The following is a 23,212-nucleotide window of genomic DNA, read 5'->3' as shown; positions in this document are numbered from 1 at the left end:
TCGATTGTGTCCCAATTGCGGCCATGGCGAAAGCGCGGCCGATGCGAAAAACTCCAGCCGCGTCAGCCACATGACCGACGCGTTCAGTCGTGCCGGCGCTGGGACATGCGCATACCACCGATATACTGCCAGCACTTTTTGCCAGCCAGACCACCGTGAGCCAAGCGCAACATCCGTCCCCGATGGCCCCGGTCGCCGTCACCGCCTATACCTCCACCACCGCGCTCGGCGCCGGGCTCGCGGCCCAGGCCGCTGCATTGCAGGCGCGCCGCAGCGGCCTGCGCCGCAACGATTTCGGACCGCAACCGCTGCCGTGCTGGATTGGCCGCGTCGATGGCGTGGAAGACGTGGTCCTGCCCGATGCGCTGCAAGGCTGGGACTGCCGCAACAACCGCCTGGCCTGGCTGGCACTGCAGCAGGACGGTCTATTGGAAGCGGCGCAGGCCGCCGCGCAGCGCTACGGCGCCGAGCGCGTGGCGGTGATCATCGGCACCTCCACCTCCAGCATCGGCGCCAGCGAAGAGGCGTACACGCGGCTGGTCGAAGACGCCGATGGCACGCGCTTCCCGCCGGATCTGGAACGCCCGATCGTGCACACCCCGCATTCGCTGGGCGACTTCGTACAGCACGCCACCGGCCTGCGCGGCCCCGCGGTGACCGTGGCCACCGCCTGTTCGTCCAGCGCCAAGGTGTTCGCCCAGGCCGCGCGGCTGATCGAGGCCGGGGTGATCGATGCGGCGCTGGTCGGCGGCGTGGACACCTTGTGCGGCAGCGTGCTGTTCGGCTTCAACTCCCTGCAGGTGGTGGCACCGGAACCGTGCCAGCCGTTCGATGCGCGCCGGGTCGGCCTCAGCCTGGGCGAAGCCGGCGGTTTTGCACTGGTCGAACGCACCGCCGCCGCACCGGACGCCGCGTTGTGGCTGTACGGTTATGGCGAATCCAGCGACGCACACCACATGTCCGCCCCGCACCCGCAGGGCCTGGGTGCGCAGCTGGCGATGCGCGGCGCACTCGAACGCGCCGGCCTGGCGCCGGCCGCGGTGGGGTATCTGAACCTGCACGGCACCGCCACGCCGGCCAACGACAGTGTGGAGGCGGCGGCGGTGGCGGCGATCTTTCCCGACACCCTGCACGCCAGTTCCACCAAGGCCTGGACCGGCCACACCCTGGGCGCGGCCGGCATCGTCGAATCGGTGATCGCGCTGCTGGCGCTGCGCGACGGTCTGCTGCCGGGCACGCTCAACAGCGAACTGCCCGACCCCGCCTGCGGACCGCAGATCCGCTTCGACAACGCCCATGCCCGGATCGACTACGCCATGAACAATTCCTTCGGCTTTGGCGGCAACAACTGCTCGCTGCTGTTCGGGCGGGCACGCTGATGCTCGCCGCCACCATCGAAGGCATCGGTTTCTGGACCCAGGGCCTGCCCAACTGGGACGCGGCGCAGGCCTTCGTGCACGGGGCCGCGACGCAGGAAACGCCGGCTCGCCCGGCGCCGCAGCTGCTGGCCGCAAACGAGCGTCGCCGCGCACCGGATACGGTGGCGGTATCGCTGGAGGCAGCGCTGGCCGCCTGCACCGCCGCTGCTCGCGACCCGGCCAGCCTGCCGTCGGTATTCACCTCCACCCATGGCGATCTGGCCATCACCGATTACATGTGCACCACCCTGGCCAGCGACCCGCTGGCGATCTCGCCGACCAAGTTCCACAACTCGGTGCACAACGCCGCCGCCGGCTACTGGACCATCGGTACCGGCGCGATGACGCCGGCCACCGCGATCAGCGCGTCCAACGCCAGCTTCGCGCAAGGCCTGCTGGAAGCGCTGGTGCAGCTCGCCTCCGGCGTGCAGGCGGTGCTGCTGGCCGGCTACGACGCGCGCTCGGTCGGGCCGCTCGGCCGGATCGCACCCAGCCAGGGCCTGCTCGGCGGCGCCCTGGTGCTCGGCTCGCCCGGTCAACCGGGCAAGCCGCAGCTGCACGCGCGGCTGGACGATGGCGTTCCGTCGCCCGGCGACGCCCCGCTGTCCCGGCACGCCGCCCACAATGCGATGGCGCCGATGCTGCCGTTGTTCGAACTGCTGGCCGGCAGCGGCGACAGCGTGGCGCTATATGCCGGTCCAGGCCGCGTCCTGCGCATCGAGCTTCAACGATGAGCCGGCTGCCGCTGACCCGCGAAGACACCGCCATCCTGGTGCCGGCCCTGAACGAGGCGCTGCGCATCCACGAGGTGGTCACCGACGCGTTGACCCATTGCCCGAACGTCATCGTGATCGACGACGGTTCCGACGATGGCACTGCCGAATGCATCGCCGGCCTGCCGGTGACGCTGCTCCGCCATCCGCACCGCATGGGCAAGGGTGCCGCCCTGCGCAGTGGCTTTGCCAAGGCCCAGCAGTTGGGCATGCGCGCAGTGATGACGATGGACGGCGACGGCCAGCACAAGGCGGCCGATTTCCCACGTCTGTTGGCCGCGGCCAACCGCCACCCAGGCTGCGTGATCATCGGTGCGCGCATGCGCAAACGCGCCACCCAGCCCACCATCCGCCGCATCGGCAACGACTTCGGCGACTGGGGCATCGCCTGGGGCTGCGGTTTCCGGCTGGTGGACAGCCAGAGCGGTCAACGGCTGTATCCGGCCTCGGTGTTCACCCTTCCGAACGTGCCCGGCGAAGGCTTCGTGTTCGAAGCACAGTTGCTGATCTCCGCCGCCCGCCAGGCCGGTGCGCGGGTAGTGGCAGTGCCGATCGAGACCCGCTATGCCGGCAGCGCGCCCGGCACCTTCCGCAAGAGCCATTTCCGGCTGGTGCGAGATCTGTGGAACATCACCTCGCACGTGGTCAGGCAGGTGTGGGCCTATGGCCACGTCTGGCGCGAGTATCGCCGCGTGCGTGCCAATCCGGTCATCGTCGACGACGCCGACGGCGAATTTGCTACTGTGCCGAGGGTCACCAACAACAACCACTCCCCATGAATGCACAGCGTGCCGATGTCGTCATCACCGGCGGTGGCCTGGCCGGCCTGAGCCTGGCCCTGCAGTTGAAACAACGCGATCCGGACCTTGCCATCACCGTGCTGGAACGGCGCGTGCATCCGGTACGCGAAGCCGCATTCAAGGTGGGCGAATCCACGGTGGAGATCGGCGCGCATTATTTCGCCGACGTGCTGGGCCTGCGCGAGCACCTGGAGACCGAACAGATCCGCAAGTTCGGGTTCCGCTTCTTCTTCTCCGACAAGCGCGAAGACATCGACCGTTGCACCGAGCTGGGCGTGAGCAAGATCCTGCCGACGCCGTCGTGGCAGATCGACCGCGGCCGCTTCGAAAACTTCCTTGGCGAGCGCGCACGCGCGCACGGCATCGCCTTCCTCGATGACTGCACCGTCAAGGGCGTGGACCTGGCCGAGGACGACGCCGATCATGCGGTACGTTACGAGCGTAGCGGCGCGCCCGGCGCGCTGAGCGCACGCTGGGTGGTGGACGCCAGCGGCCGCGCCGGCCTGCTCAAGCGCAAGCTCGGCCTGGCGCAGGACAATGCGCACAACGCCAACGCGGTGTGGTGGCGTGTGGAAGGCCTGATCGACCCCAACGGCTGGTCGCAGGACAGCAACTGGCTGCAGCGCTGCACTCCCCCGGACCGCTGGCGTTCGACCAATCACATGTGCGGGCCGGGCTACTGGTTCTGGCTGATTCCGCTGTCCTCGGGCGCGCATTCGCTGGGCATCGTCTGCGATGCCGCGATGCATCCGCTGGAGACCATGAACACCCACGACAAGGCCATGGACTGGCTGCGCCTGCATCAACCGCAGGTGGCCGCCACGCTCGATGGCGCCGATTACCGGCTGCAGGACTTTCTGTTCCTGCGCAATTTCTCCTACGGCTGCAAGCAGGTGTTTTCCGCACAGCGCTGGGCGCTCACCGGAGAGGCGGGACTGTTCCTGGATCCGTTCTATTCGCCCGGCAGCGACTTCATTGCCATTTCCAACACCTACATTTGCGAACTGATCGGCCGAGACCGTGCTGGCAAATCGCTCAGCCAGTACGCGGAGCTGTATCAGCAGCTGTATTTCTCGTTCTACGAAAACACCCTGACCCTGTACCAGGACCAATACGCCTTGTTCGGCGACGAGCAGGTCATGCCGGTCAAGGTGATCTGGGATTACACCTATTACTGGTCGCTGCTGGCGCCGCTGTTCTGCGCCGGGCGCATCGCCAACCTGAGCCTGCTGGCGCGCATGAAGGCGGATTTCTTCCACGCGCGCGACATGAACCTGGCCATGCAACGCGTGCTGCATGACTGGGGCGCGCGCAACACCGCCCAGGGCATCACCACCGGCACCGGCCGCCTGCTGGATCAGTATCTGATCGGCTGGTTCAACGCACTCAATGGCGCCTTGAACGACAGCCTCGACGACGAGGCGTTCGTGGCCCGCATCCACGGCAATGTCGCGCAGATGGCGGTGCTGGCCCGCGAGATCCTGCAGCAGGCCCGCCAGCGCCACCCGGACCTGCCCGACCACGGCCTGGACGCGCTGACCGCCGATGCCAGCGGCGAGGCGATCCTGACTGCCCCGTGGTATGCCGATGCGGCGTGAGGTGTAGCGAACGCGCCGATGCGCAGCTACGTGCTCGATACGCACTTGCTCGACTCCCATGTGGTGTGAGCAACTGCGATCTGGTCAAGAAAGTCAAACAGACCAGCAGCGACGTCGGCATGCTCCGCTGGCAATCATGCACATCGACCATCTCGACCGGTCCTTGCCCGCTCACCGGCGCGGTCCCCTTGGCGGCATGGATACCGCCAAGGAGCTTACATGGATGTACTTGCAGCGTGTCCCGCGATGGTGGGCGGGCAAGGGCTCTGCAGCAAAGGCGCAGGTGATCCGCTCTCCACCTGATCTGCCGGTATTGAGCAAACAGGTCGAGACGCCTGCACTGTGCGTGGCGCGATCACTTGGCCATCTTCGAGTCTGGTCGAGGGCGCGGCGCCCTCACCGCTCGCGGGACACGCCGCAAGTACGTCCATGTAGGCTCAGTGGCGGCATCCATGCCGCCACACGGTCCCGCAATCGGCGAGGACACCACGCCAGACGGTTGGTTGGTGGTTTTCCGAAGATGCCAAGTCACCAGCTTGCCGGCTGCTTGTTGAAGCCTCTGCGCACGACCATCTCCACTGGTCCTTATCTGCTCACCGTCGCGGGATCCTTGGCGGCATGGCTGCCGCCAAGGAGCTACATGCACGTACTTGCAGCGTGTCCTGCGATGGTGGGCAAGCGCCAGGCGCCTGCGTTTGTCAGCCGCCCTCAGCCCATCCCGCCATTGATGCCGATGACCTGGCCATTGATGTAACCGGCGGACTCCGAACACAGAAACGCCACCAGCGCGGCCACTTCATCGGGCTTACCCACGCGTCCGGCCGGCACCAGTTGCTTGATGACGTCCGGGGCGAAACTCTCGCCGACCATTTCGCCTTCGATCACGCCCGGCGCCACGACATTGACCGCGATGCCGCGGCTGGCCATCTCGCGCGACAACGATTTGCTGGCGCCGTGCAACGCCGCCTTGGCCGCGGCGTAGTTGGTCTGCCCGCGATTGCCCAGCACCGCGGCCACCGACGATACGCTGACGATACGGCCCCAGCGCGTGCGCGCCATCGGCAACAGCAGCGGTTGGGTGACGTTGAAGAAGCCGTGCAGCGACACATCGATGACCCGATGCCATTGCTGCGCGTTCATGCCCGCCATCGGTGCGTCGTCGTGGATGCCCGCGTTGTTGACCACGATCTGGATCGGGCCGACGGCCAGCAAGGACTCCAACGCAGCGGTTGCGGCCTGCGCATCGGCCACGTCGAAGGCCACCGCTTCGGCGCTGCCGCCAGCGGCGAGGATCGCCGCCACCACCGCTTCGGCACGCGCCAGATTGCGGTTGGCGTGCACGATCACATGCCGGCCCTGCGCGGCCAGCTGATGGCAGATGGCGCCGCCAAGATCGCCGCTGCCGCCGGTGACGATGGCGCGTCGTGCAACTGGGTTCATAAGGCAAGGACCGCATGCGCAGGGTGGGAGCGTTATCGTAGACCAACCCGCCTGCGCGCAGACAGGCACGCGCATCGAAGCACGCGGAGGTGGCGCATTTTCTCGACCAGGCCGCACATCGGACAATGGGCGCTTGAGCGCCATCGCGTCGGATTGCTAGCGTTTCGACATGCGCGATCGTGCGCGGCGACAAGGAGCGGCACCACATGAGCGCAGTGACCCTGATCGAACTGGGCAAGCAGGGCGAGGATGCGATGAACGCGTGGCTGCAGTTACATGGCTTCAGTTATGTAGCCATCTGCCAGGCGCCGGAGACCTTCGCACCGTTGTTCGGCACAGCGGTCAAACGGCCGGATTTCCTGCTGCTGCTGGAGTCGATCGGCTTGATCGCCATCGACGTCAAGAACCGCAACAGGTACAAGAACACCTGCTACAGCCTGCCCTATGAGGATGAACTCAGACGCGCGGTGGCGTTCGAGCGGCTGTTCCGCATTCCGGTCTGGTACGCTTATTTCAATCGCGAAGACGCTGGCCAGTCCTTCCATTGGATCAGCGCCTTGAAGGCACTCGAAGTCGGCGAGATCAAGATGCCGCACGATGGCAGTGCGGAATTCCTGTCGATCGGTCTGGAGCATTTCGAGCATCTGCACAGCGGCGGCGACATCGCGCGGCTGTATGCGCATCGCCTGCCCGGCGTCGGCAATCTGAGCGCGCTGATCGCGGCGAAGACACCCGTCAATCCCTGAGCGCAGGCCTCAGGCGGCGCCCAGCATGACCGTGGCACGGCCTTCGGCCAGCAGCTGCTCGCCGTGGCTCAGGCGAAAACTGTACTGCTGGCTGTCCTCGCCCTGCATCAACACCTGCGCTTCGCACACGATCGCGTCGGGCAGCTGCTCCAGATAGGCCACCTGCAGTTCCACGCCGCGCAGGGCCACCAGCATGCCCGGACGCACCGGCCTGCCCGAGGCACGGCCCAGCAGACCGCCGTGCACCGCCATCGCCTGCGCGCCGTATTCGCACAGGTGCAGCGCGCGCAGGCGCCCGTTGCAACGCAACGGATGTGTGTCGCTGCGATGGGCGTGGCTGCACAGCACGATGCGCTGCGCGTCCCATTCGACCACCGCTTCCCACAGGCACATGCTGCCCTGGTGCGGAATCAAGGCGGCAATCGCGTCACGTCCCTGCATGCGGCTCTCCGTTGGCCAGGCGTTCCAGCGTCGGTTCGCGCGACACCAGCAAGGCCAGAATGAAATTGAACAGCACACCCAGCGCCACCGTGCTGCCGATCGCGCGCAGCACCGGAATGCTGGAGGCGGCCAGCAACGCGAACACCAGCAGCGTCATCAGGCTGCATACGATCAAGGCATGCAGCGTGCGCAACTGGTCGGCGTGGTCGTCGCCAGCGTGGTCGAAGAACAGCGCGTAATCCAGGCCCAGGCCTGCGGCCAGGATGAGCGCGATCAGATGGAACAGGTTGAGCTCCACGCCGCTGCCGCGCAGGATGGCCAGGATCAGCACCGTGGTCAGCGCCATCGGCAGCAGCACGCGCGCGATGCGGCGCGGGCTGCGCAGCGCGATCGCCACCGTCGCCGCCAGCAGCAACGCGGCCAACACCAGCGCGCCGAGCACGCGGCCGCGGTAGGCGGCCACCAGCGATTCGGAGGCGTCCTTCAGATCCAACAGCTGCGCCCCGCTGCCCCGCACCGCCGTTGCCAGCACCGCCGGATCGTGCAGGCCGGTCAACGACACCAGCGCGGTGCTGCGATCGCCATGGCTCAGCAACAGGCCACCGACCGAGGTGGCCAGCGGCGAGCCGGACAGGTCCCTGGGCAGCAGCGGCGCGGCACGCCTGGCCGCGTCCAGATCCTGCAGGAAGGCTGCAAACGCGTCGCCGCGGAACGGTGTGGCTGCCACCGCCTGCTCGGTCATGGCGCGCGCCTGCGTGGCATCCGGCAATGCCGCCTGACGCGCACGCTGGGTCCTGGCGCTGGGCAGATACCGCGCGGCCATGTCGTAGCCGGTCAGCGCGCCATTGCGCACCAGTGCGTCCAGGCGTGGCCGCAACCGCTCGCTGGCCTGCAGCGCGGCCTCATCGCTGGCGGCCGGCAGTGCGAGCACGTAGCGCACATCCGGTGCACCCAGTTCCTGACGCAGATGGGTGTCCTGTGCCAGCGCCTTGGGCGGTACCGGCGTGAGCTTGGACAGATCGTTCTGCCAGAACGGGCCTGGCGCGAATGCGATCACCGCGATGCCGATCAGCGCGGTCACCGCCAGGCTGATCCGCGGCCGCGGCAGCCGTGCGATGCCACGCCACAGCATGGCCAGCAGGCGCGAATCGGCATGGTCGCGCGGCGCTGGATCGATCAACCATGGCAGCAGCCAGCGGGTGGTGATGGCGGCCGTCGCCAGCCCGGCAATGGTGAAGACCGCCAGCTGCCGCAACCCATCGACGCCGGAGAACAGGAAGGTCACGTAGGCGATGCAGGTGGAGACCACGCCGGTGGCCAAGGTGGGCCACAGGTGCCGTGCATTGGCGCGCGGCTCCAGTCCGGGGCGCTGATGGCTGAACAGGTGGATCGGATAGTCCTGTACCACGCCGATCAAGGTGAAGCCGAAGGCCACGGTGATGCCATGCACGCCCTCGAACAGCAGCGCCACCGCACCAAGGCCGGCCAGGCCGGCGCTGGCCAGCGGCAGCACGCCGAGCACCGGAATCTTCCAGCTGCGGTAGGCCACCAGCAGCAACAGCACCAGCCCCACCGTGTCCAGCGTGCCGATCCATTGCGCCTCGCCCTGGGTGCGCGCGGTGATCTCCACCGCAAACGCGCCTGGTCCGGTAAGCGTCAGCTGCGTGCTGCTGCCCTGCGCGACCTTGGCGAACGCGGCCTGCACTGCATCGTAGGCCAGCTGCTGCCCGGTGGGGTCGAACCCGGCTGCGCGCGTTTGCACGATCAACAGCGCCGAGGTGCCGGCACGATCGAACCACACCTCGTTGCGCAGCTGCGGCGCGGCCGCCGGCTGCAGCGTCTCGGCCAGGTGCAGCACTTCCAGCGTGGGGTCGCGCGGCAGCAGTGGCTCCACCATCGCCGCCGCCGGCGAGCCCAGGTCCTGCACGCGCGCCTGCAGGGCCGCTTCCAGCGCCGAGGCGTCGAGCGGAGTCTTGTCGAAGCTGTCGCTGAGCAGGTAGCGATAGGGCAGCAAGCGTTCCGGAATCGCCTCCAGTCCCGCGCTGCCACCATTGCCGACCAGTTCGAATAGCGCCGGCTGCGCCGCCAGGGTCTGACGCAACTGCTGCGACTGCGCGGCCAGGGTGGCCGGATCGCTGCCGGACAAGGCCATCAGCAGCAGCCGCGAGCCCGGGCCTTCGCCCAGTTCTTCGATCAACAACTTCTGCGCTGGCGTGCGCGGGGCGGGCATGAACTTGCGCAGATCGCCGGACACCTTGAGCGTGTCGCTCAGCCACAGTCCGGCCACGCCCAGCACCGCCAACCACAGCAGCGCCAGACCGATACGACGGTTGGCGGTCAATTCAAACGCCATGGGATGCATGTCCTGCACTTGCGGCCGAACGTCCACCGGCCGCGCGCGCGGCATCGGGCTGCAGCGGTGCGTTGCCTTTGCTGAGGGCGGGCATGAACTTGCGCAGATCGCCGGACACCTTGAGCGTGTCGCTCAGCCACAGTCCGGCCACGCCCAGCACCGCCAACCACAGCAGCGCCAGACCGATACGACGGTTGGCGGTCAATTCAAATCGCATGCCGCAGCCCTGCGACGACGATCAGATCTCCGACGGCCGCGCACGCGGCAAACGGCAGCGTCGCTGTCGGCATTGCATCGGATCGGCTCACGCGCCCGCGCCGTGGCACAGCGTGGTCAGTGCCGTCGCGTCGGTGACACTGGCCGCCTCGCGTGCAGCGCCAGCCAGCAGCGTGCGCTGCACATCGCCCTTTACCGGCACGCTCTCGATGCAGCGCAGCTCGTCGTTGCGGCCATACAGGCGCAGCTCGCGCACCTGCCTGGCCACCGCCGCGTCCTTGGGCTGCAGCGTCAGCTGCCACGCCTGCATGCGGCCCTGACCGCTGACGCGGTACTGCTGTTCCAGCAGCGCGCGGTCGCCGGCCAGCAACGCGCCGAAGCCGGATTTCAGCCCGGCCAGCTCGGGCACGCGGCGCAACGAAAAGCGGCGCGGCGGCTTGCCTTCGCGCTCCAGCACGCCTTCATCGCCCTGCAGGGTGGTGGTTTCGCGGTACGGCGCGCTGACCTCGCGCACCAATGTCTGCGCATCCGGGCGGCGGTAATGGCCCTGCACGCGCAGCGGCGTCTTCAGCAGCGCCGAGCCACGCAGTTCGACGAACTCGGTACTGACCGGGGCCGGGCGCGCCAGGCGCTGCAGCACCTGGCCCACGTCCAACGCTTCAGGCGGTGCGGCGCATAGCGGTGCGGCGCTGAACAGCAGTGTCAGCATCCACGGCAGGGTGCGGCGCATCGGCATGATGGGTGTTCCAGAAATCGTAGAAGTTGAACCAGTTGTACGGCGCGTAGCGCGTGTAATGTTCCAGCCTGGCAGCGTAATCGCGCATGAGTACCGCCAGCACCGGCGCGCGCTGGCGGCGCGGCAGATCCAGGCCTTCGCTGAAGGTCTCGAATGCCAGCTCGTAATGGTTGCCGCCGCGATACAGGCCGAACGCCAGCACCACCGGGACCTTGAGCGCAGCGGCGATCAGCCACGGCGAGGTCGGGAACATCGCGTTACGGCCGAGGAAGGTTGCCGGCAGGGCCGGGTCGCCCTCGCGCGGGCGGTCGATCAGCAACGCCACCAGCGCACCGGCGTCGGTGGCCTGCTTGATCGCCATGACGATCGAGGTGGCGTCCATCCCGGCGTCGATGATGTTGGCCGCCAGCTGCGGGTTCAGCGCGCCCAGCAGGTCGGTCATGGCGCGGTTGTGCGCCTTGTCCAGGACCACCTTGACCTGCACGTCCGGGCGCTCGGTGGCCAGCACGCGCAGCGCGTCGAAACTGCCCAGATGCGAACCGAAGATCAGCACGCCGCGGCCGCGATCCATCTGCGTATGCAGCTGGTCCAGGCCGGTGATGTCCACGCGGAAGCGCTGCATCTGCCCGCACAGCATGTACACCCGGTCCAGGATGGTGGAGGCGAACGTATGGATGTGCCGGGCCACGTCGCGCAGCGTGGCCTCGCGTCCGAGTACCCGTGCCAGATAGGCCCGCGAAGCGGCGCGCTCGGGCGCACGCACCAGCAGGAAGTACAGGGTGATCGGGTACAGCAGCGCCCGGCCCACCGTCCGTCCGGCATGCCGTGCGATGCCGCGGATCAGCCACAGCGCGAAGCGCCCGCCACCCTCGGGTCGCTGTTTCCAGTGATTGCTCATGCCGCCGCCTCTGCCACCAGTTCGCCGCTGACCAGCAGTTGCTCGGCACGCTGCACGCGAAAGCGCCAGCGCGGGCCATCGCCTTCCAGCGTGACCGAAGCGGTCTGCCCGGGCAGCAGCGGCTGCACGAACTTCACCTGCGGCAGCCGCGCCGCCACGCGTGGGCCATGCAATGCCTCCACCGCCTGCAGCACATGGTCGAGCACGACCACGCCAGGCACCACCGGACGCCCCGGAAAGTGTCCGGGCAGGCAGGGATGATCATGCGGCACGACGAAATCCATAAGCTTAGAACTCAGATCCTGGGTTGAAGCATTGCAGCCACGGCCTTGTGTGCCTGCTCGGTCAGTTGCTGGCGATCCGGCGCATCCGGCCCGGTCACCGCGATGGGCGCGCCGATGCGCACGCGAATGATGCCGGGACGTACCCTGAACACACCATCCACCGGCAACACCTTGCCGCACCCGTCCAGCGCCACCGGAACCACCTGCACGCCAGCATCGATAGCGGCCTGCAGCAGCCCGGCCTTGAATGGCAACAACGCACCGCTGCGGCTGCGGGTGCCCTCGGGAAACAGACACAACTGTTTGCCTTCGCGCAGCAGCGCGGCCGCCTGGCGGCGCACCAGCGCGCCGGCCCGGCGGCTGTCGCGGTCCAGGAACAACATGCCGGTGGCGCGCGCATACCAGTTCAGGAACGGCACCTTGAGCATCTCGTCCTTGAGCAGGAACCGCAGCGGCACCGGCAACGCATGGAACAATGCACAGATATCGATGATCGACTGGTGGTTGCTGACGAACAGGTAGTTCCTGGACCAGTCGACCCGCTCGCGCCCTTCCACGATCACCCGGGCGCCCGCACCGCGGAACAGCACCGGCGCCCACATCCAGGCGCCCATGCGCAGCAGGCGGTCGGCATCGCGGGTGAGCACCAGCAGCAGCAACGCATACATGATGCCGCCGGCGGTAAACACCAGCGTAAAGATCAACTGCAGCAGATTGAATACGGTCCACGCCAAGCGCGACGGCATCCTTGCCAGCGGCATTTTTGTCTTGTCCCCGAAACTGTGCACGAACGTCGGTGCCCTCAGGCCACGCCGTCAGCGTAGCAAATCGCGCCAGAAGTCCGGCCCGAGCCGCGCCATCTGCCGCATGAAGTCGGGCAGATTACGATAGGGCCGCTGCGGAAACCAGCGGCCGCGCAAGAGATACTCCCCGACGAAGAAGCCGCCCACCACCCCATAGGCCAGCAGATTGGCGAACAACGAGGCGCGCGCATCGCTGATCGGCAGCGGCGAGGCATGGCCCAGTTGCGCCAGCACGCCGCTGGGTTCTGCGCACAGGCCCAGCGCCAGGTTGACCAGGGTCAAGCCACACAGCAGCAGGGCCCAGGCCAGGGTGAGCCGGCGCGTATAGCGGTATTGTGCAGGCGTGATCGGCATGTCCGCCTGGCGGTACAGCCCTTCGACGATGCGCGTGATCAAGGGCGTACGCCCGCGCCGCAGGCTACGCCCGAAGAACCAGGCGATCCAGCCGGTGAACACCACCGGCGGTGCGGCCAGCAGCAGCATCGCGTGCGGCGACTGCCACAACGCGCCCAGGCCGGCCAGGGTGGCCACCGCCAGGATCCAGGCCCACGGCCGGCGCGCGACCATCGGTTCGATCAGCACCATCAGCACCAGCAGGCCACCCGCCACGACGGCCAGTTCGGGGCGATGGCTGGCATTGGCCCAGTGCGCCAGCGGCGAATACGCCACCGCCAGCAGCACGCCGACGCCCAGCACCCAGGGCGGCGACTCGCCGGGGGCCGCGGCGGCGGCCTCAGACGGTCTTGTTGGCTTGCACATGCGCCGACAGCTCGCGCAGCGACGCGAAGATGCGACGGTTCTCGTCGTTGTCCGAGCGCAGCTGGAAGCCGTAGCGCTTGCTGATCGCCAGCGCCAGTTCCAGCGCGTCGATCGAATCCAGCCCCAGCCCGGTGTTGAACAACGGCGCCTCCGGATCGATGTCGGCGGGCTGGACGTCTTCCAGGTTCAGGCTTTCGACCAGGAGTTCGGCCAGTTCACGTTCGGCAGCGGTTTGCGAAGACATCCAGAGGTTTCCAGGGTAAAGGGGTGCAGGACAGGACCAGCGCGCCGGCAGTGCGCGGCCGATGGCGGTGGCGGGCGGGGGCGTCCGGTCGGCAGCGTTGCCGTACCTGGCGGGTCCGCGCGTCCGGCCCACGTCGCATCCGGCGATTGCCTGCGCTTGCGTCGGTGGTCATGAAAGGGATCTACGGCCCGCACAGCTGTCCGGGCCGCCGGTCAGGCTATCATGACTGCATGACGCTCGCCCGCCGCAGGTTCGTTCCAGGATGACTTCCGCAGCTGTTCGCCCCACCCCGACCGCCATGCCGGCAGCCGGGCCGGCTCCCGGACCGCAGTGTCCGGACGTGTTGATCGTCGGCGGCGGGCCGGCCGGCTGCGCTGCGGCGATCGTGCTGGCCGAGCTCGGTTGGGCGGTGACCCTGCTCGAAAAGGCCCAGCATCCGCGCTTTCACATCGGCGAATCGCTGCTGCCGATGAACATGCCCATCCTCGAACGCCTGGGCGTACTCGAGCATGTGCGCAGCATCGGCGTGCTCAAGCGCGGCGCCGACTTTCCCAACGATCGCGGCGGCTACAACACCTTTCGCTTTTCACATGCGCTCGATGCCAAGGCCGATTTCGCCTTCCAGGTTCCGCGCGCGCAGTTCGACGAGGTGCTGTTCAAGCGCGCACGTGCGGTGGGCGTGGATGCGCGCGAGCAGATCGCGGTGGAGCAGGTGAACCTGGATGGCGAACAGCCGTTACTGCAGGCACGCACTGCCGACGGCCAGGTGCAGCAGTTCCGCCCGCGCTACCTGCTCGACGCCAGCGGCCGCGACACCTTCCTGGGCAACCGGCTCAAGCTCAAACGCGCCAATGCGAAGCATCAATCGGCCGCGTTGTTCAGCCACTTCCGCGGTGTGACCCGGCGCCCGGGCGAGGATGCCGGCAACATCAGCATCTACCGGCACGCGCACGGCTGGATGTGGCTGATCCCGCTGCCCGACGACATCATGAGCGTGGGCGCGGTCTGCTATCCGGAGTACATGAAAACGCGCAAGGGCGACAGCGAGGGATTTTTGATGCGCACGCTGGCGCTCAATGCCGAAGTGAGTGCGCGCATGGTCGGAGCCGAGCGCGTGGCGCCGGTGCACGCCACTGGCAATTACGCTTACGAATGCACGCGCATGGCGGGCCCGCGCTGGCTGATGCTGGGCGATGCCTACACCTTCGTCGACCCGATGTTTTCCTCCGGCGTGTTCCTGGCCATGCACAGCGCCGAGCGCGGTGCGGCGATGGTCGATGCCGTGCTGCGCGCGCCACAGCACGAAGCCAGGCTGCAGCGCGCGTTGCAACGCGAACTCAAACGCGGCGTGGATGAATTCAAGTGGTTCATCTACCGCTTCACCTCGCCGACCATGCGCAGCCTGTTCGCGCAGCCGCAGAACGTGCTGCAGCTGGAGCAGGCCGTGGTGGCGATGCTGGCCGGCGATGTCTTCGACAGCCCCGCCGTCCGCCTGCGCCTGCGCGCATTCCGCGCCATCTATGCGCTCACCACCTTGTCGATGATGCCGCGTGCCTGGCAGTCGTGGCGCCAGCGTCGGCGCCAGGCCAGGCTCGGTTTCGACGGCGACACCTTGCAACGAGACAGTCAATGACCGCTTTCCCGGCCCACACCACCCAGCCACTGCGCCACCCACGCCTGCAGGTCGATTATGTCGACCAGACCGACCCGGCCACGCTGCTGGCCGATCCGCAGGTACTGGCGGTGTTCGGCTTCGGCGACGCTGCGCCACGGCTGGACGACCCGCGCTACCTGCGCGTGCCGTTGCAGCCCCACCAGGCGCGCGTGCTGGAGGTGTGGCGCACCGATGCTGCGGTGCGCAGCGGACGCGATGGCGACATCGCCTGGTCCAGCGACGGTCGCCTGCAGTTCGGCGTGATCGAGATCGACGAACAGGACGTGGAGATCGAAGAAGCCGCCGCCAGGGCCTACGCCCAGATCACCGCCTTCGTCGGCGCCAGCCAGACCCCGCGCCTGCTGCGTATCTGGAACTATCTGGATGCCATCACCCTGGGCAGCGGCGACCGTGAGCGCTACCGCCAGTTCTGCGTAGGCCGCGCGCGCGGGCTGGGCGCCTTCGACACCGCGCAACTACCGGCCGCCACCGCGGTGGGCCGTTGCGACGCCGAGCGCGTCATCCAGATCTACTGGCTTGCCGCCGCCGATGCCGGCACCCCGCTGGAGAATCCGCGCCAGGTCAGCGCCTACAACTACCCGCGCCAATACGGCCCGCAGCCGCCGAGCTTCGCCCGCGCGATGCTGCCGCCGGCCGGCAGCGACATGCCGCTGCTGCTATCGGGCACGGCCGCCGTCGTGGGGCACGCATCGATGCACACCGGACAGCTGCTGGCGCAGCTGGAAGAAACCTTCGCCAACTTCGACGCCCTGCTCGGCGCCGCGCGTCAGCACGTGCCTGCCCTGCCCGCACGGTTCGGCGCCGGCACCCGCCTGAAGGTGTACGTGCGCGAGCGCGACGACCTGGAACGGGTCGCGCAAGCGCTGGACGCGCGCTTCGGCCACGCCGTGCCGCGCCTGCTGCTGCACGCAGTGATCTGCCGCGATGAACTGGCGGTGGAGATCGATGGAGTGCATGGCTGACACCGCCTCGCCTCGCACGGCGAGGCGCGTAAAGCCGATCTGTGGACTACCTGCCCGGCGCGGGATCGCAGCTGGCGTTGACTCGCCCCGCGTCAGCGCAACGCACCGACCGCACTGCGAGCCGCGCCACGGCTGCGGTCCGCACGTCGGCCTCAGCCGTTGAGCAATTCCAGCACCACATCGCGTGGCAGCTTGCCGGTTTCGTTACGCGGGAGTGCGGCGAGCCTGCGCAGGCGGCGCGGCAGGAACACCGGGTCGATGCTGACGCGCAGGGCGGCAAGGATCTGCGCTTCGTCCAGCGCCGGAGCCACCACCAACGCAGCGATGCGTCCGACCGCCTGTCCGGATTCGGGCATCAGCTGCACGACGATGCCGTCGATCACGCCCGGAACGGCCAGCAGGCGGCGGGTGAGATCGGCCAGTGACGCGCGCTTGCCCGCGATTTCCAGCAGGTCGGCCTGCCGCCCGCGCACCTGGAAGCGCCCGTCGCTGCCGACATCCATCATATCGGCCAGCAACACCGGCTTGGCCAGATGCGGTGCATGCACCAGGGTGCCGGCCTCCTGCATTTGCAGCCGCACGCCCGGCAGCGGGGTCCACGCCGCTTCCAGTGCAGTGCGGCGCACTGCGAACACGCAGGTTTCGGTGGAGCCGAACATCTCGCGCACCTCGCCGCCGAAGCGCGCTTCGGCCGCCGCGGCGATCTCCTGCGCCAACGGCGCGGTCGCCGAGACGATGCCCACCAGCGGCGGCAGCACCACGCCGGATTCGACCAGCGCGCGCAGATGCACCGGCGTGGTCACCAGCACACGCGGCTCCGGAATCTCCGACAGTGCGCGCGCGACATCGTCCGGGAAGAACGGGCGCCCGGCATGCACTGCCAGTTCCGTCACCATCGGCAACAGCACCGACAACTCCATGCCATACATATGCTGCGGCGGTACCGTGGCCACCACATGCGGCACCGCATCGGTGTGCGCCCACAGGCTTTGCAGCGCGACCAGATCCTGCCGCGTACTGGTCAGGAAGCTGCCCCAGGTCTTGGGATTGGGTTGCGGACTGCCGGTGCTGCCGGAAGTGAAACCGATCGCGACCAAGGCGTCGTCGGCCAACTGCGGGATCGGACCGTCGGCCTGCGGGAGTTCGGCCGGCAGCTGCCAGTACTGCGGCGGCGCCAGCTCCAGCGGAAGATCGCCCAGGCAATAGGTCTGGGCATGACGCGCCTGCACTTCGCCGACCACGGCCGGCGCGCGCGAGGACGGCAGCAGCGACACCTGCCCGCGCAGCGCGCAGGCGTAGAACGCCACCATGAAGCGGTAGCGGTCTTCGCACAGATTCACGGCATAACGCCCATCCGGCAGCTGCTGCGCCACGCCATGCACATGCGCGATGAACGTGGCCAGGTCCACCGACTGCCCGGCACGCCATGCCAACGCCCTGCCGGGCGCACCCACGGCCATGGGATGAAAAACCGAGGGAGCGGGCAGGCTGGACATGGACACCGACGATCGCAAAAGCGCGCTAGCTTGGCCGCCCCCCGGGCCGCTGGCAAGTCGGGAGGTTTCCGGCAGCAGCACGCGGTGGAGGCGCCCCTCATCGCGCACGCACCGACAGGCCGCGCGCCACGCTGCCGACGCATGCACGCGACGCAGTGGAACACCGATACCGTCCACGCCACGGAACGGCGCGAACTGCAGCAACGGAGCGTCCTGCCATGCGACTGCGGCAGCGCGCCTGCGTGAATCCTTGCGCACATCGCATCGCTGCACAGCGCACACCATGCTGCGCCGACGTGCTCCACGTGCGATGCCTCACGGTCGCGCTCGCCTTCCTCCATCGTGTTCATGCTCGGAACAACGCCGCATGACCTGTGGCCCAAGCCCCTCGCGCAGACGAGCTGCTAGGCTTGCCCGCTCTCATTGTATCCAGTCGTTACCGATGCCCAGATTGCTGCCGTTGACCCTTCTGCTGCTGACTGCCACCGCACATGCGCAGTCCGCCGCACCGCTCACCATCGAACAGGTGATGGCCGATCCGGACTGGATCGGACCATCGGTCGAGCAGGCGTGGTGGCAATGGGACGGCAAACAGGTGCAGTACCTGCTCAAGCGCAACGGCAGTCCGGTCCGCGACACCTATCGTCAGGGCATCGACGGTGGAGCGGCCGAACGTGTGGCCGATAGCGCACGCGCCGGTCTGGATGCGATCAACCCCAGTTACGACGCCACCCGCCAGCGCATGCTGTTCGCACGCAATGGCGATATCTTCCTGCGCGATCTGCGTTCCGGTGCGCTGACCCAGCTCACCCGCAGCAACGAGGTCGAATCGCGCCCGCAGTTCGCCAGCGATGGTGGTGCGATCTGGCGCGCCGGCAACAACTGGTATCACTGGCGTGCAGATGGCGGCACCGCGCAGGTTGCCGTGGTCAAGGCCGAGCGCGACCCCAACGCTGCACCCAAGGCCGATGTGCTGCGCGAGCAGCAACTGGCCACGCTGGCCACGCTACGCCGCGATCGCGAACAGCGCGATGCGCTGCGCACGCAGGAAGACGCCTGGCGCCGTGCCGATGCCACTCGCGCCGCCGCGCCGGTATACCTGGGCGAGGACGTGGAGATCGTCGACAGCGCCCTGTCGCCGGACGGCCGTCACCTGCTGGTGGTCACCCAGGCCAAGAACGCCGAGGAAGGCCAGGCCGGCAAGATGCCCAAGTACATCACCGAATCCGGTTACGAAGAATTCCAGGAGGTACGTACCCGCGTGGGTCGCAATGCGCCGGTTGCGCACACGCTGTGGCTGGTGGATGTCGCCGCCGGCAGCGCACGACAACTGGCGTTCGACGAACTGCCGGGCATCGCCACCGATCCGCTGGCGAGCCTGCGCAAGGCGGCCAAGCGCGATGCGCTCAAGGGCAACCGCGCGGTGCGCGTGGAAAGCGACGGCGATGGCAGCGGGCCGGCAGTGCACTGGAGCGACGACGGCCGCAACGCGGCGGTGGAAATCCGCGCGGTGGACAACAAGGATCGCTGGATCGCCAGCGTGGATCTGGATGCAGCCAAGCTGCAGCCGCGGCACCGCCTGAGCGATGGTGCCTGGATCAACTGGGACTTCAACGATTTCGGCTGGTTGCCCGACAACCGTACGCTATGGCTGCTGTCCGAAGAATCCGGCTATTCCCAGCTGTACACCATCGAAGGCAACGGCAAGCCGCGCCAGCGCACACGCGGCAAGTGGGAAGTGTCGATGCCGGTGCCCAGCGCCGATGGCAGCGGCATGTACTTCCTGTGCAACCAGCAGTGGCCGGGCGACTACGAGGTGTGCAAGCTCGATCTACGCACCGATGCGCTCACCGAGGTGACCGCGCTGAACGGCGTGGAAGGCTTCAGCCTGTCGCCGGACGGACAGCGACTGCTGGTGCGTTATTCCGGCGCCTACCTGCCACCGCAGTTGGCGGTGGTGCCGGCCGCAGGCGGCCAGGCCAGCGTGCTCACCGATACGCGCACGCCGGCCTTCAAGGCGCAGCCGTGGATCGCACCGCAGTACGTGCAGGTGCCGTCCAAACACGGCGCCGGCACCGTCTGGGGCAAGTACTACGGGCCACAGACGCCCGAGCCGGGCAAGCAGTATCCGATCGTGATGTTCGTGCACGGTGCCGGCTATCTGCAGAACGTGTCGCAGCGCTACACGCCCTACTTCCGCGAGCAGATGTTCCACAACCTGCTGGTGCAGCAAGGCTACATCGTGCTGGATCTGGATTACCGCGCCTCCGAGGGCTATGGCCGTAACTGGCGCACTGCGATCTATCGCAACATGGGCCACCCGGAGCTGGAAGACTATCTGGACGGCCTGGACTGGCTGGTGAGCACCAAGCAGGGCGATCGCACGCGTGCCGGCATCTACGGCGGTTCCTACGGTGGTTTCATGACTTACATGGCCCTGTTCCGCAGCCCCGGCACGTTCAAGGCGGGCGCCGCGCTGCGCCCGGTGGGCGACTGGATGCAGTACAACCACGAGTACACCTCCAACATCCTCAACACCCCCGAGCTGGATCCGCAGGCCTACAAGACCTCGTCGCCGATCAACTACGCCGATGGCCTGCGCGACCACCTGCTGATCGCGCACGGCATGATCGACGACAACGTGTTCTTCAAGGATTCGGTGGACATGACCCAGAAGCTGATCGAGCTGCACAAGGACAACTGGCAGGTGGCGCCGTATCCGCTGGAACGCCATGGCTTCACCCGCGCCGATGCCTGGCTGGACGAGTACAAGCGCATCCTCAAGCTGTTCAACGAACAGGTGAAGCCACAGCGCTGAGCCAGGTACTGCACGCGTGGCCGCACGCGTGCAGCCACTGCGCGGGTGCGGTGCCAGCGCGCCGGAGCCGCTGCGGCGTATCGCCGGCGTTCCGCGCGGCGGCCGGCAGGTCTTCGGCAGCCGCCACGGCTGCGCTGCGTGCACGCTGCCGTCCGGACGGCGGGCCTGGATCCGGGCCGACGACGACCCGACGGCAGGCGCCGGTTGTACGGCGCTCACCTGCATGGACGCAGGTCGCTCTAAGCTTGCACGCAGCGCGGTACAGTGACGGGCGCGACGCCCGGCTGCACCGATGCTCCGCCTGCTCGTTGCGTCGTCGGGCTTGCGGCAGCTTCCATCCACCCGGCGCACACGAGGGAGAGGCGATGGGCCTGTGGGACCGTTTGTTTGGACGCAAGACCGCCGCAGCGACGACGCAGCGGGCAGAACCCACGCTTGCGTCTGCGCCAGAGGCCGACGACGCAGCATCGGCGCCCCCCATCGATCCCGTATTGCAGCCGGCGCTGACGGCCTTTCAACGTGGCGAGCATCTGGCCGCCTACGCAGCCGCGCAGCCGCATCTGCAGCGCGGCGCCGATGCGCAGCGCCTGTGTGCCCTGTCCCTGAGCGCACTGGATCGTTACGCCGAGGCCCACCCGCACTGGCTGGCGCTGTACGAACTGGAGCCGAGCGCGCACAACGCGCTGCAGCTGGCCACCACGTCGGTGATGTGCGACGAGATCGCGCGCGGCGAGCAGTGGCTGCTGACCTTCGACGATCTCAATGCGCAGGAGCGTTCCACCTCGCCGGCCACCGCACGCACCAGCTTTCTCACCGCGCTAACCCGCGCCGGCCATGGCGCGCATGCCCTTCCGCATCTGGAATGGCTGCGCGAGGCCTACGCCGGCATGTCGATCACCGACAGCCATTTCCTCTATGTCCGTGGCCTGCCGTTCCTGGAGACCTTTCTCGAACGCAGCGCTCCGCTGTTGCAGCAGTGTCTGCCGGCCGGCGCCGTCGCGGCCTGGTACGCCCAATTGCAGCCGTCGCTGGATCCGCCCGGCCAAGCGGCGGTGGCGGTACACATCGCGTCGCTGCGATGAGCACGGCGCCTTCCACGCATGCCCCCTCCCCCGGCGGCCTGGTGACGCCACTGGCATGGGTGTCGCTGCTGCTGGGCGTGGTCAGCACGCTGGGCAACCTGCTCCAGGTGCTGATGCTCGTGGCGATGCCCGACGCGGCCAGGCTGGCCTTGCCCGCGGGCATCGTCCTGCCGTCGTCCTGGCAGTGGCTGATCGACCACGCGATGTCGCTGTCGGTCCTCGGCGCGGTGCTGTCGGCATTGTTCGCCTGGTTGAGCTGGGCATTGCTGCACCGGCGCGAATGGGCACGTATCGGCTTCGTGGTGGTGCTGGTCGCCACCGGCGTGCTGAATTTCGCCGGGCTGGCGCTGATCGGACCGCTGTTCGACGGCGTGCAGGCGATGCTGCCGGCCGAACTGCTGCACAGCCAGGAGTGGCCGCAACTGCAGGCGCGCCTGCAGGCCACCCGGCAGATCGCACTGGTGCTGGCGGGCCTTGGTGCGTTGGCGATCGGCGGCGTGCACGCGGCGCTGGCCTGGCGGCTGTGTACGCCTGCGGTGCGCGCGGAGTTCGGTTGACCGAACCTGCGGTCGGCGCACAGCGCCCTGCGGTCGTTCCATCCAGCCCTGGCGGGTGATACGCCGCCGACGTCCCGGCCTGCGTTTGCCCTACGCGCCCGACACCTGGCAACTGTGGCGCATCGCCCTGCGACAAACGGGCGCGCGCGGGTCGGCGCATCGGCTGCGATGCACCGCTTAGAATTGGGTCATGAACGAATTCGACCGTGTACGCGATTATCTGACCGACCTGCAGGACCGCATCTGCGCCGCGGTGGAAGCCGCCGATGGCCGAGCGCGCTTCTCCGAGGACTTATGGCAACGCGAGGAAGGCGGTGGCGGGCGCACCCGCATCCTGCGCGATGGCGCGGTGTTCGAGCAGGCCGGTATCGGGTTTTCGGACGTGTCCGGCACCCGTCTGCCGCCATCGGCCAGTGCGCACCGGCCCGAACTGGCCGGCGCGACCTGGCGCGCCTGCGGTGTGTCGCTGGTGTTCCATCCGCACAATCCGCACGTACCGACCACGCACATGAACGTGCGTTACTTCCGTGCCGAACGCGACGGCGCAGTGGTCGCGGCCTGGTTCGGCGGCGGCTTCGATCTCACGCCGTTCTATCCCGTGGACGCAGACGTGCAGCACTGGCATCGCACCGCGCAGGCACTCTGCGCGCCATTCGGCGAGGAGCGTTATGCCGCGCACAAGCGCTGGTGCGACGAGTATTTCTTCCTGCGCCACCGCAACGAGACGCGGGGCGTGGGCGGGCTGTTCTTCGACGACCTGGGCCAGGACTTCGAGCGCGACTTCGCCTATCAGCAGGCGGTGGGCAATGGGTTCCTGGACGCCTACATGCCGATCGTGGAGCGCCGCAAGGACACCGCGTTCGGCGAACGCGAACGCGAGTTCCAGCTATACCGCCGCGGGCGCTATGTGGAGTTCAACCTGGTCTACGACCGCGGCACCCTGTTCGGGCTGCAGAGCGGCGGGCGCGCCGAGAGCATTCTGATGAGCCTGCCGCCACGCGTACGCTGGGAGTATGGCTATGCGGCCGACCCGGGTAGCGCCGAGGCGCGCCTGCTGGATTACCTGGTGCCTCGCGACTGGCTGGGTTGACTCGCCCGAGGTGGCGCAAGCGC

General features: G+C 68.0%; 22 protein-coding genes. 11 read left to right on the top strand and 11 right to left on the bottom strand.

All coding sequences use genetic code 11. From position 1 onward, the window contains the following. The first annotated feature begins 182 nt into the window (after positions 1-182). From LL964_RS10620 to LL964_RS10605, 4 genes are read left to right on the top strand one after another with little or no spacing between them, the layout of a single operon-like run. Complete coding sequence (locus LL964_RS10620) at positions 183-1,379, top strand: beta-ketoacyl-[acyl-carrier-protein] synthase family protein (RefSeq protein ID WP_104587829.1); 1,197 nt, start codon at positions 183-185, stop codon at positions 1,377-1,379. After that, on the top strand, positions 1,379-2,152 hold the full coding sequence (locus tag LL964_RS10615; RefSeq protein ID WP_104587752.1) for a beta-ketoacyl synthase chain length factor: 774 nt from the start codon (positions 1,379-1,381) through the stop codon (positions 2,150-2,152). Before LL964_RS10620 ends, LL964_RS10615 begins: the two co-directional genes overlap by 1 nt. After that, complete coding sequence (locus tag LL964_RS10610; RefSeq protein ID WP_104587753.1) at positions 2,149-2,970, top strand: glycosyltransferase family 2 protein; 822 nt, start codon at positions 2,149-2,151, stop codon at positions 2,968-2,970. The genes LL964_RS10615 and LL964_RS10610 overlap by 4 nt, the downstream gene beginning before the upstream one ends. Continuing rightward, positions 2,967-4,589 (top strand): NAD(P)/FAD-dependent oxidoreductase, encoded by a 1,623-nt coding sequence (locus tag LL964_RS10605; protein WP_104587754.1) that lies wholly within the window; start codon positions 2,967-2,969, stop codon positions 4,587-4,589. The genes LL964_RS10610 and LL964_RS10605 overlap by 4 nt, the downstream gene beginning before the upstream one ends. 708 nt (positions 4,590-5,297) lie before the next feature. On the opposite strand, the gene fabG is transcribed toward LL964_RS10605, so the two are convergent. Continuing rightward, a complete protein-coding gene (gene fabG, locus LL964_RS10600; protein ID WP_104587755.1) occupies positions 5,298-6,029 on the bottom strand; it encodes a 3-oxoacyl-ACP reductase FabG in 732 nt (243 codons plus the stop codon). 206 nt (positions 6,030-6,235) lie between these two features. Between fabG and LL964_RS10595 the strand changes: the two genes are divergently transcribed. Then, a complete protein-coding gene (locus LL964_RS10595) occupies positions 6,236-6,775 on the top strand; it encodes a hypothetical protein (protein ID WP_104587756.1) in 540 nt (179 codons plus the stop codon). A 9-nt stretch (positions 6,776-6,784) separates the two neighbouring features. Here the strand turns inward: LL964_RS10595 and LL964_RS10590 are convergent, their stop codons facing one another. The 9 genes from LL964_RS10590 to xanC form a co-directional block, all read right to left on the bottom strand. Beyond that, positions 6,785-7,216: a hotdog family protein gene (locus LL964_RS10590; protein WP_104587757.1), complete on the bottom strand. Its 432-nt coding sequence runs from the start codon at positions 7,214-7,216 to the stop codon at positions 6,785-6,787. Next, entirely contained in the window at positions 7,203-9,569 is a 2,367-nt protein-coding gene (locus LL964_RS10585; protein WP_104587758.1) for an MMPL family transporter, read from the bottom strand. Before LL964_RS10585 ends, LL964_RS10590 begins: the two co-directional genes overlap by 14 nt. Next, positions 9,559-9,786 (bottom strand): hypothetical protein, encoded by a 228-nt coding sequence (locus LL964_RS10580; RefSeq protein WP_104587759.1) that lies wholly within the window; start codon positions 9,784-9,786, stop codon positions 9,559-9,561. The genes LL964_RS10585 and LL964_RS10580 overlap by 11 nt, the downstream gene beginning before the upstream one ends. A gap of 87 nt (positions 9,787-9,873) precedes the next feature. Beyond that, a complete protein-coding gene (locus tag LL964_RS10575; protein ID WP_104587760.1) occupies positions 9,874-10,521 on the bottom strand; it encodes a LolA-related protein in 648 nt (215 codons plus the stop codon). Beyond that, positions 10,445-11,419 carry a lysophospholipid acyltransferase family protein gene (locus LL964_RS10570; RefSeq protein ID WP_104587761.1) on the bottom strand — a complete coding sequence of 325 codons (975 nt, stop codon included), beginning with the start codon at positions 11,417-11,419 and terminating at the stop codon, positions 10,445-10,447. Before LL964_RS10570 ends, LL964_RS10575 begins: the two co-directional genes overlap by 77 nt. Next, the gene (locus tag LL964_RS10565) at positions 11,416-11,703 is read right to left on the bottom strand and encodes an ApeI family dehydratase (protein WP_104587762.1); all 288 of its coding nucleotides are present in this window, start codon (positions 11,701-11,703) and stop codon (positions 11,416-11,418) included. Before LL964_RS10565 ends, LL964_RS10570 begins: the two co-directional genes overlap by 4 nt. Positions 11,704-11,714: 11 nt before the next feature. After that, complete coding sequence (locus tag LL964_RS10560; protein WP_104587763.1) at positions 11,715-12,464, bottom strand: lysophospholipid acyltransferase family protein; 750 nt, start codon at positions 12,462-12,464, stop codon at positions 11,715-11,717. 54 nt (positions 12,465-12,518) lie between these two features. Then, entirely contained in the window at positions 12,519-13,202 is a 684-nt protein-coding gene (locus LL964_RS10555) for a COG4648 family protein (RefSeq protein ID WP_167395361.1), read from the bottom strand. Between the two features lie 37 nt (positions 13,203-13,239). After that, positions 13,240-13,509, bottom strand: coding sequence for a xanthomonadin biosynthesis acyl carrier protein XanC (gene xanC, locus LL964_RS10550; protein WP_104587765.1), 270 nt, complete (start codon positions 13,507-13,509; stop codon positions 13,240-13,242). 298 nt (positions 13,510-13,807) lie between these two features. Between xanC and LL964_RS10545 the strand changes: the two genes are divergently transcribed. Beyond that, the gene (locus LL964_RS10545; RefSeq protein ID WP_104587766.1) at positions 13,808-15,142 is read left to right on the top strand and encodes an NAD(P)/FAD-dependent oxidoreductase; all 1,335 of its coding nucleotides are present in this window, start codon (positions 13,808-13,810) and stop codon (positions 15,140-15,142) included. Beyond that, positions 15,139-16,146, top strand: coding sequence for a chorismate transformation FkbO/Hyg5 family protein (locus LL964_RS10540; RefSeq protein WP_167395358.1), 1,008 nt, complete (start codon positions 15,139-15,141; stop codon positions 16,144-16,146). The genes LL964_RS10545 and LL964_RS10540 overlap by 4 nt, the downstream gene beginning before the upstream one ends. 152 nt (positions 16,147-16,298) lie before the next feature. Here LL964_RS10540 and LL964_RS10535 read toward each other — a convergent pair whose 3' ends face one another. Further along, positions 16,299-17,642 carry an AMP-binding protein gene (locus tag LL964_RS10535; RefSeq protein ID WP_208621453.1) on the bottom strand — a complete coding sequence of 448 codons (1,344 nt, stop codon included), beginning with the start codon at positions 17,640-17,642 and terminating at the stop codon, positions 16,299-16,301. Positions 17,643-18,093: 451 nt separating this feature from the next. On the opposite strand from LL964_RS10535, the gene LL964_RS10530 reads away from it, so the two are divergent. The 4 genes from LL964_RS10530 (at position 18,094) to hemF (ending at position 23,189) form a co-directional block, all read left to right on the top strand. Then, the gene (locus tag LL964_RS10530; RefSeq protein WP_146092383.1) at positions 18,094-20,460 is read left to right on the top strand and encodes a S9 family peptidase; all 2,367 of its coding nucleotides are present in this window, start codon (positions 18,094-18,096) and stop codon (positions 20,458-20,460) included. A gap of 365 nt (positions 20,461-20,825) precedes the next feature. Continuing rightward, complete coding sequence (locus LL964_RS10525) at positions 20,826-21,542, top strand: hypothetical protein (RefSeq protein WP_104587769.1); 717 nt, start codon at positions 20,826-20,828, stop codon at positions 21,540-21,542. Continuing rightward, positions 21,539-22,099: a hypothetical protein gene (locus LL964_RS10520; protein ID WP_104587770.1), complete on the top strand. Its 561-nt coding sequence runs from the start codon at positions 21,539-21,541 to the stop codon at positions 22,097-22,099. The genes LL964_RS10525 and LL964_RS10520 overlap by 4 nt, the downstream gene beginning before the upstream one ends. Positions 22,100-22,289: 190 nt before the next feature. Then, a complete protein-coding gene (gene hemF / locus LL964_RS10515) occupies positions 22,290-23,189 on the top strand; it encodes an oxygen-dependent coproporphyrinogen oxidase (protein ID WP_104587771.1) in 900 nt (299 codons plus the stop codon). The last annotated feature ends 23 nt before the right edge of the window (positions 23,190-23,212 follow it).

Origin of the sequence: Xanthomonas melonis (assembly GCF_020783655.1) — a bacterium.
Lineage (GTDB): Bacteria > Pseudomonadota > Gammaproteobacteria > Xanthomonadales > Xanthomonadaceae > Xanthomonas > Xanthomonas melonis.
This window is presented reverse-complemented; position numbering and strand designations above follow the sequence as displayed.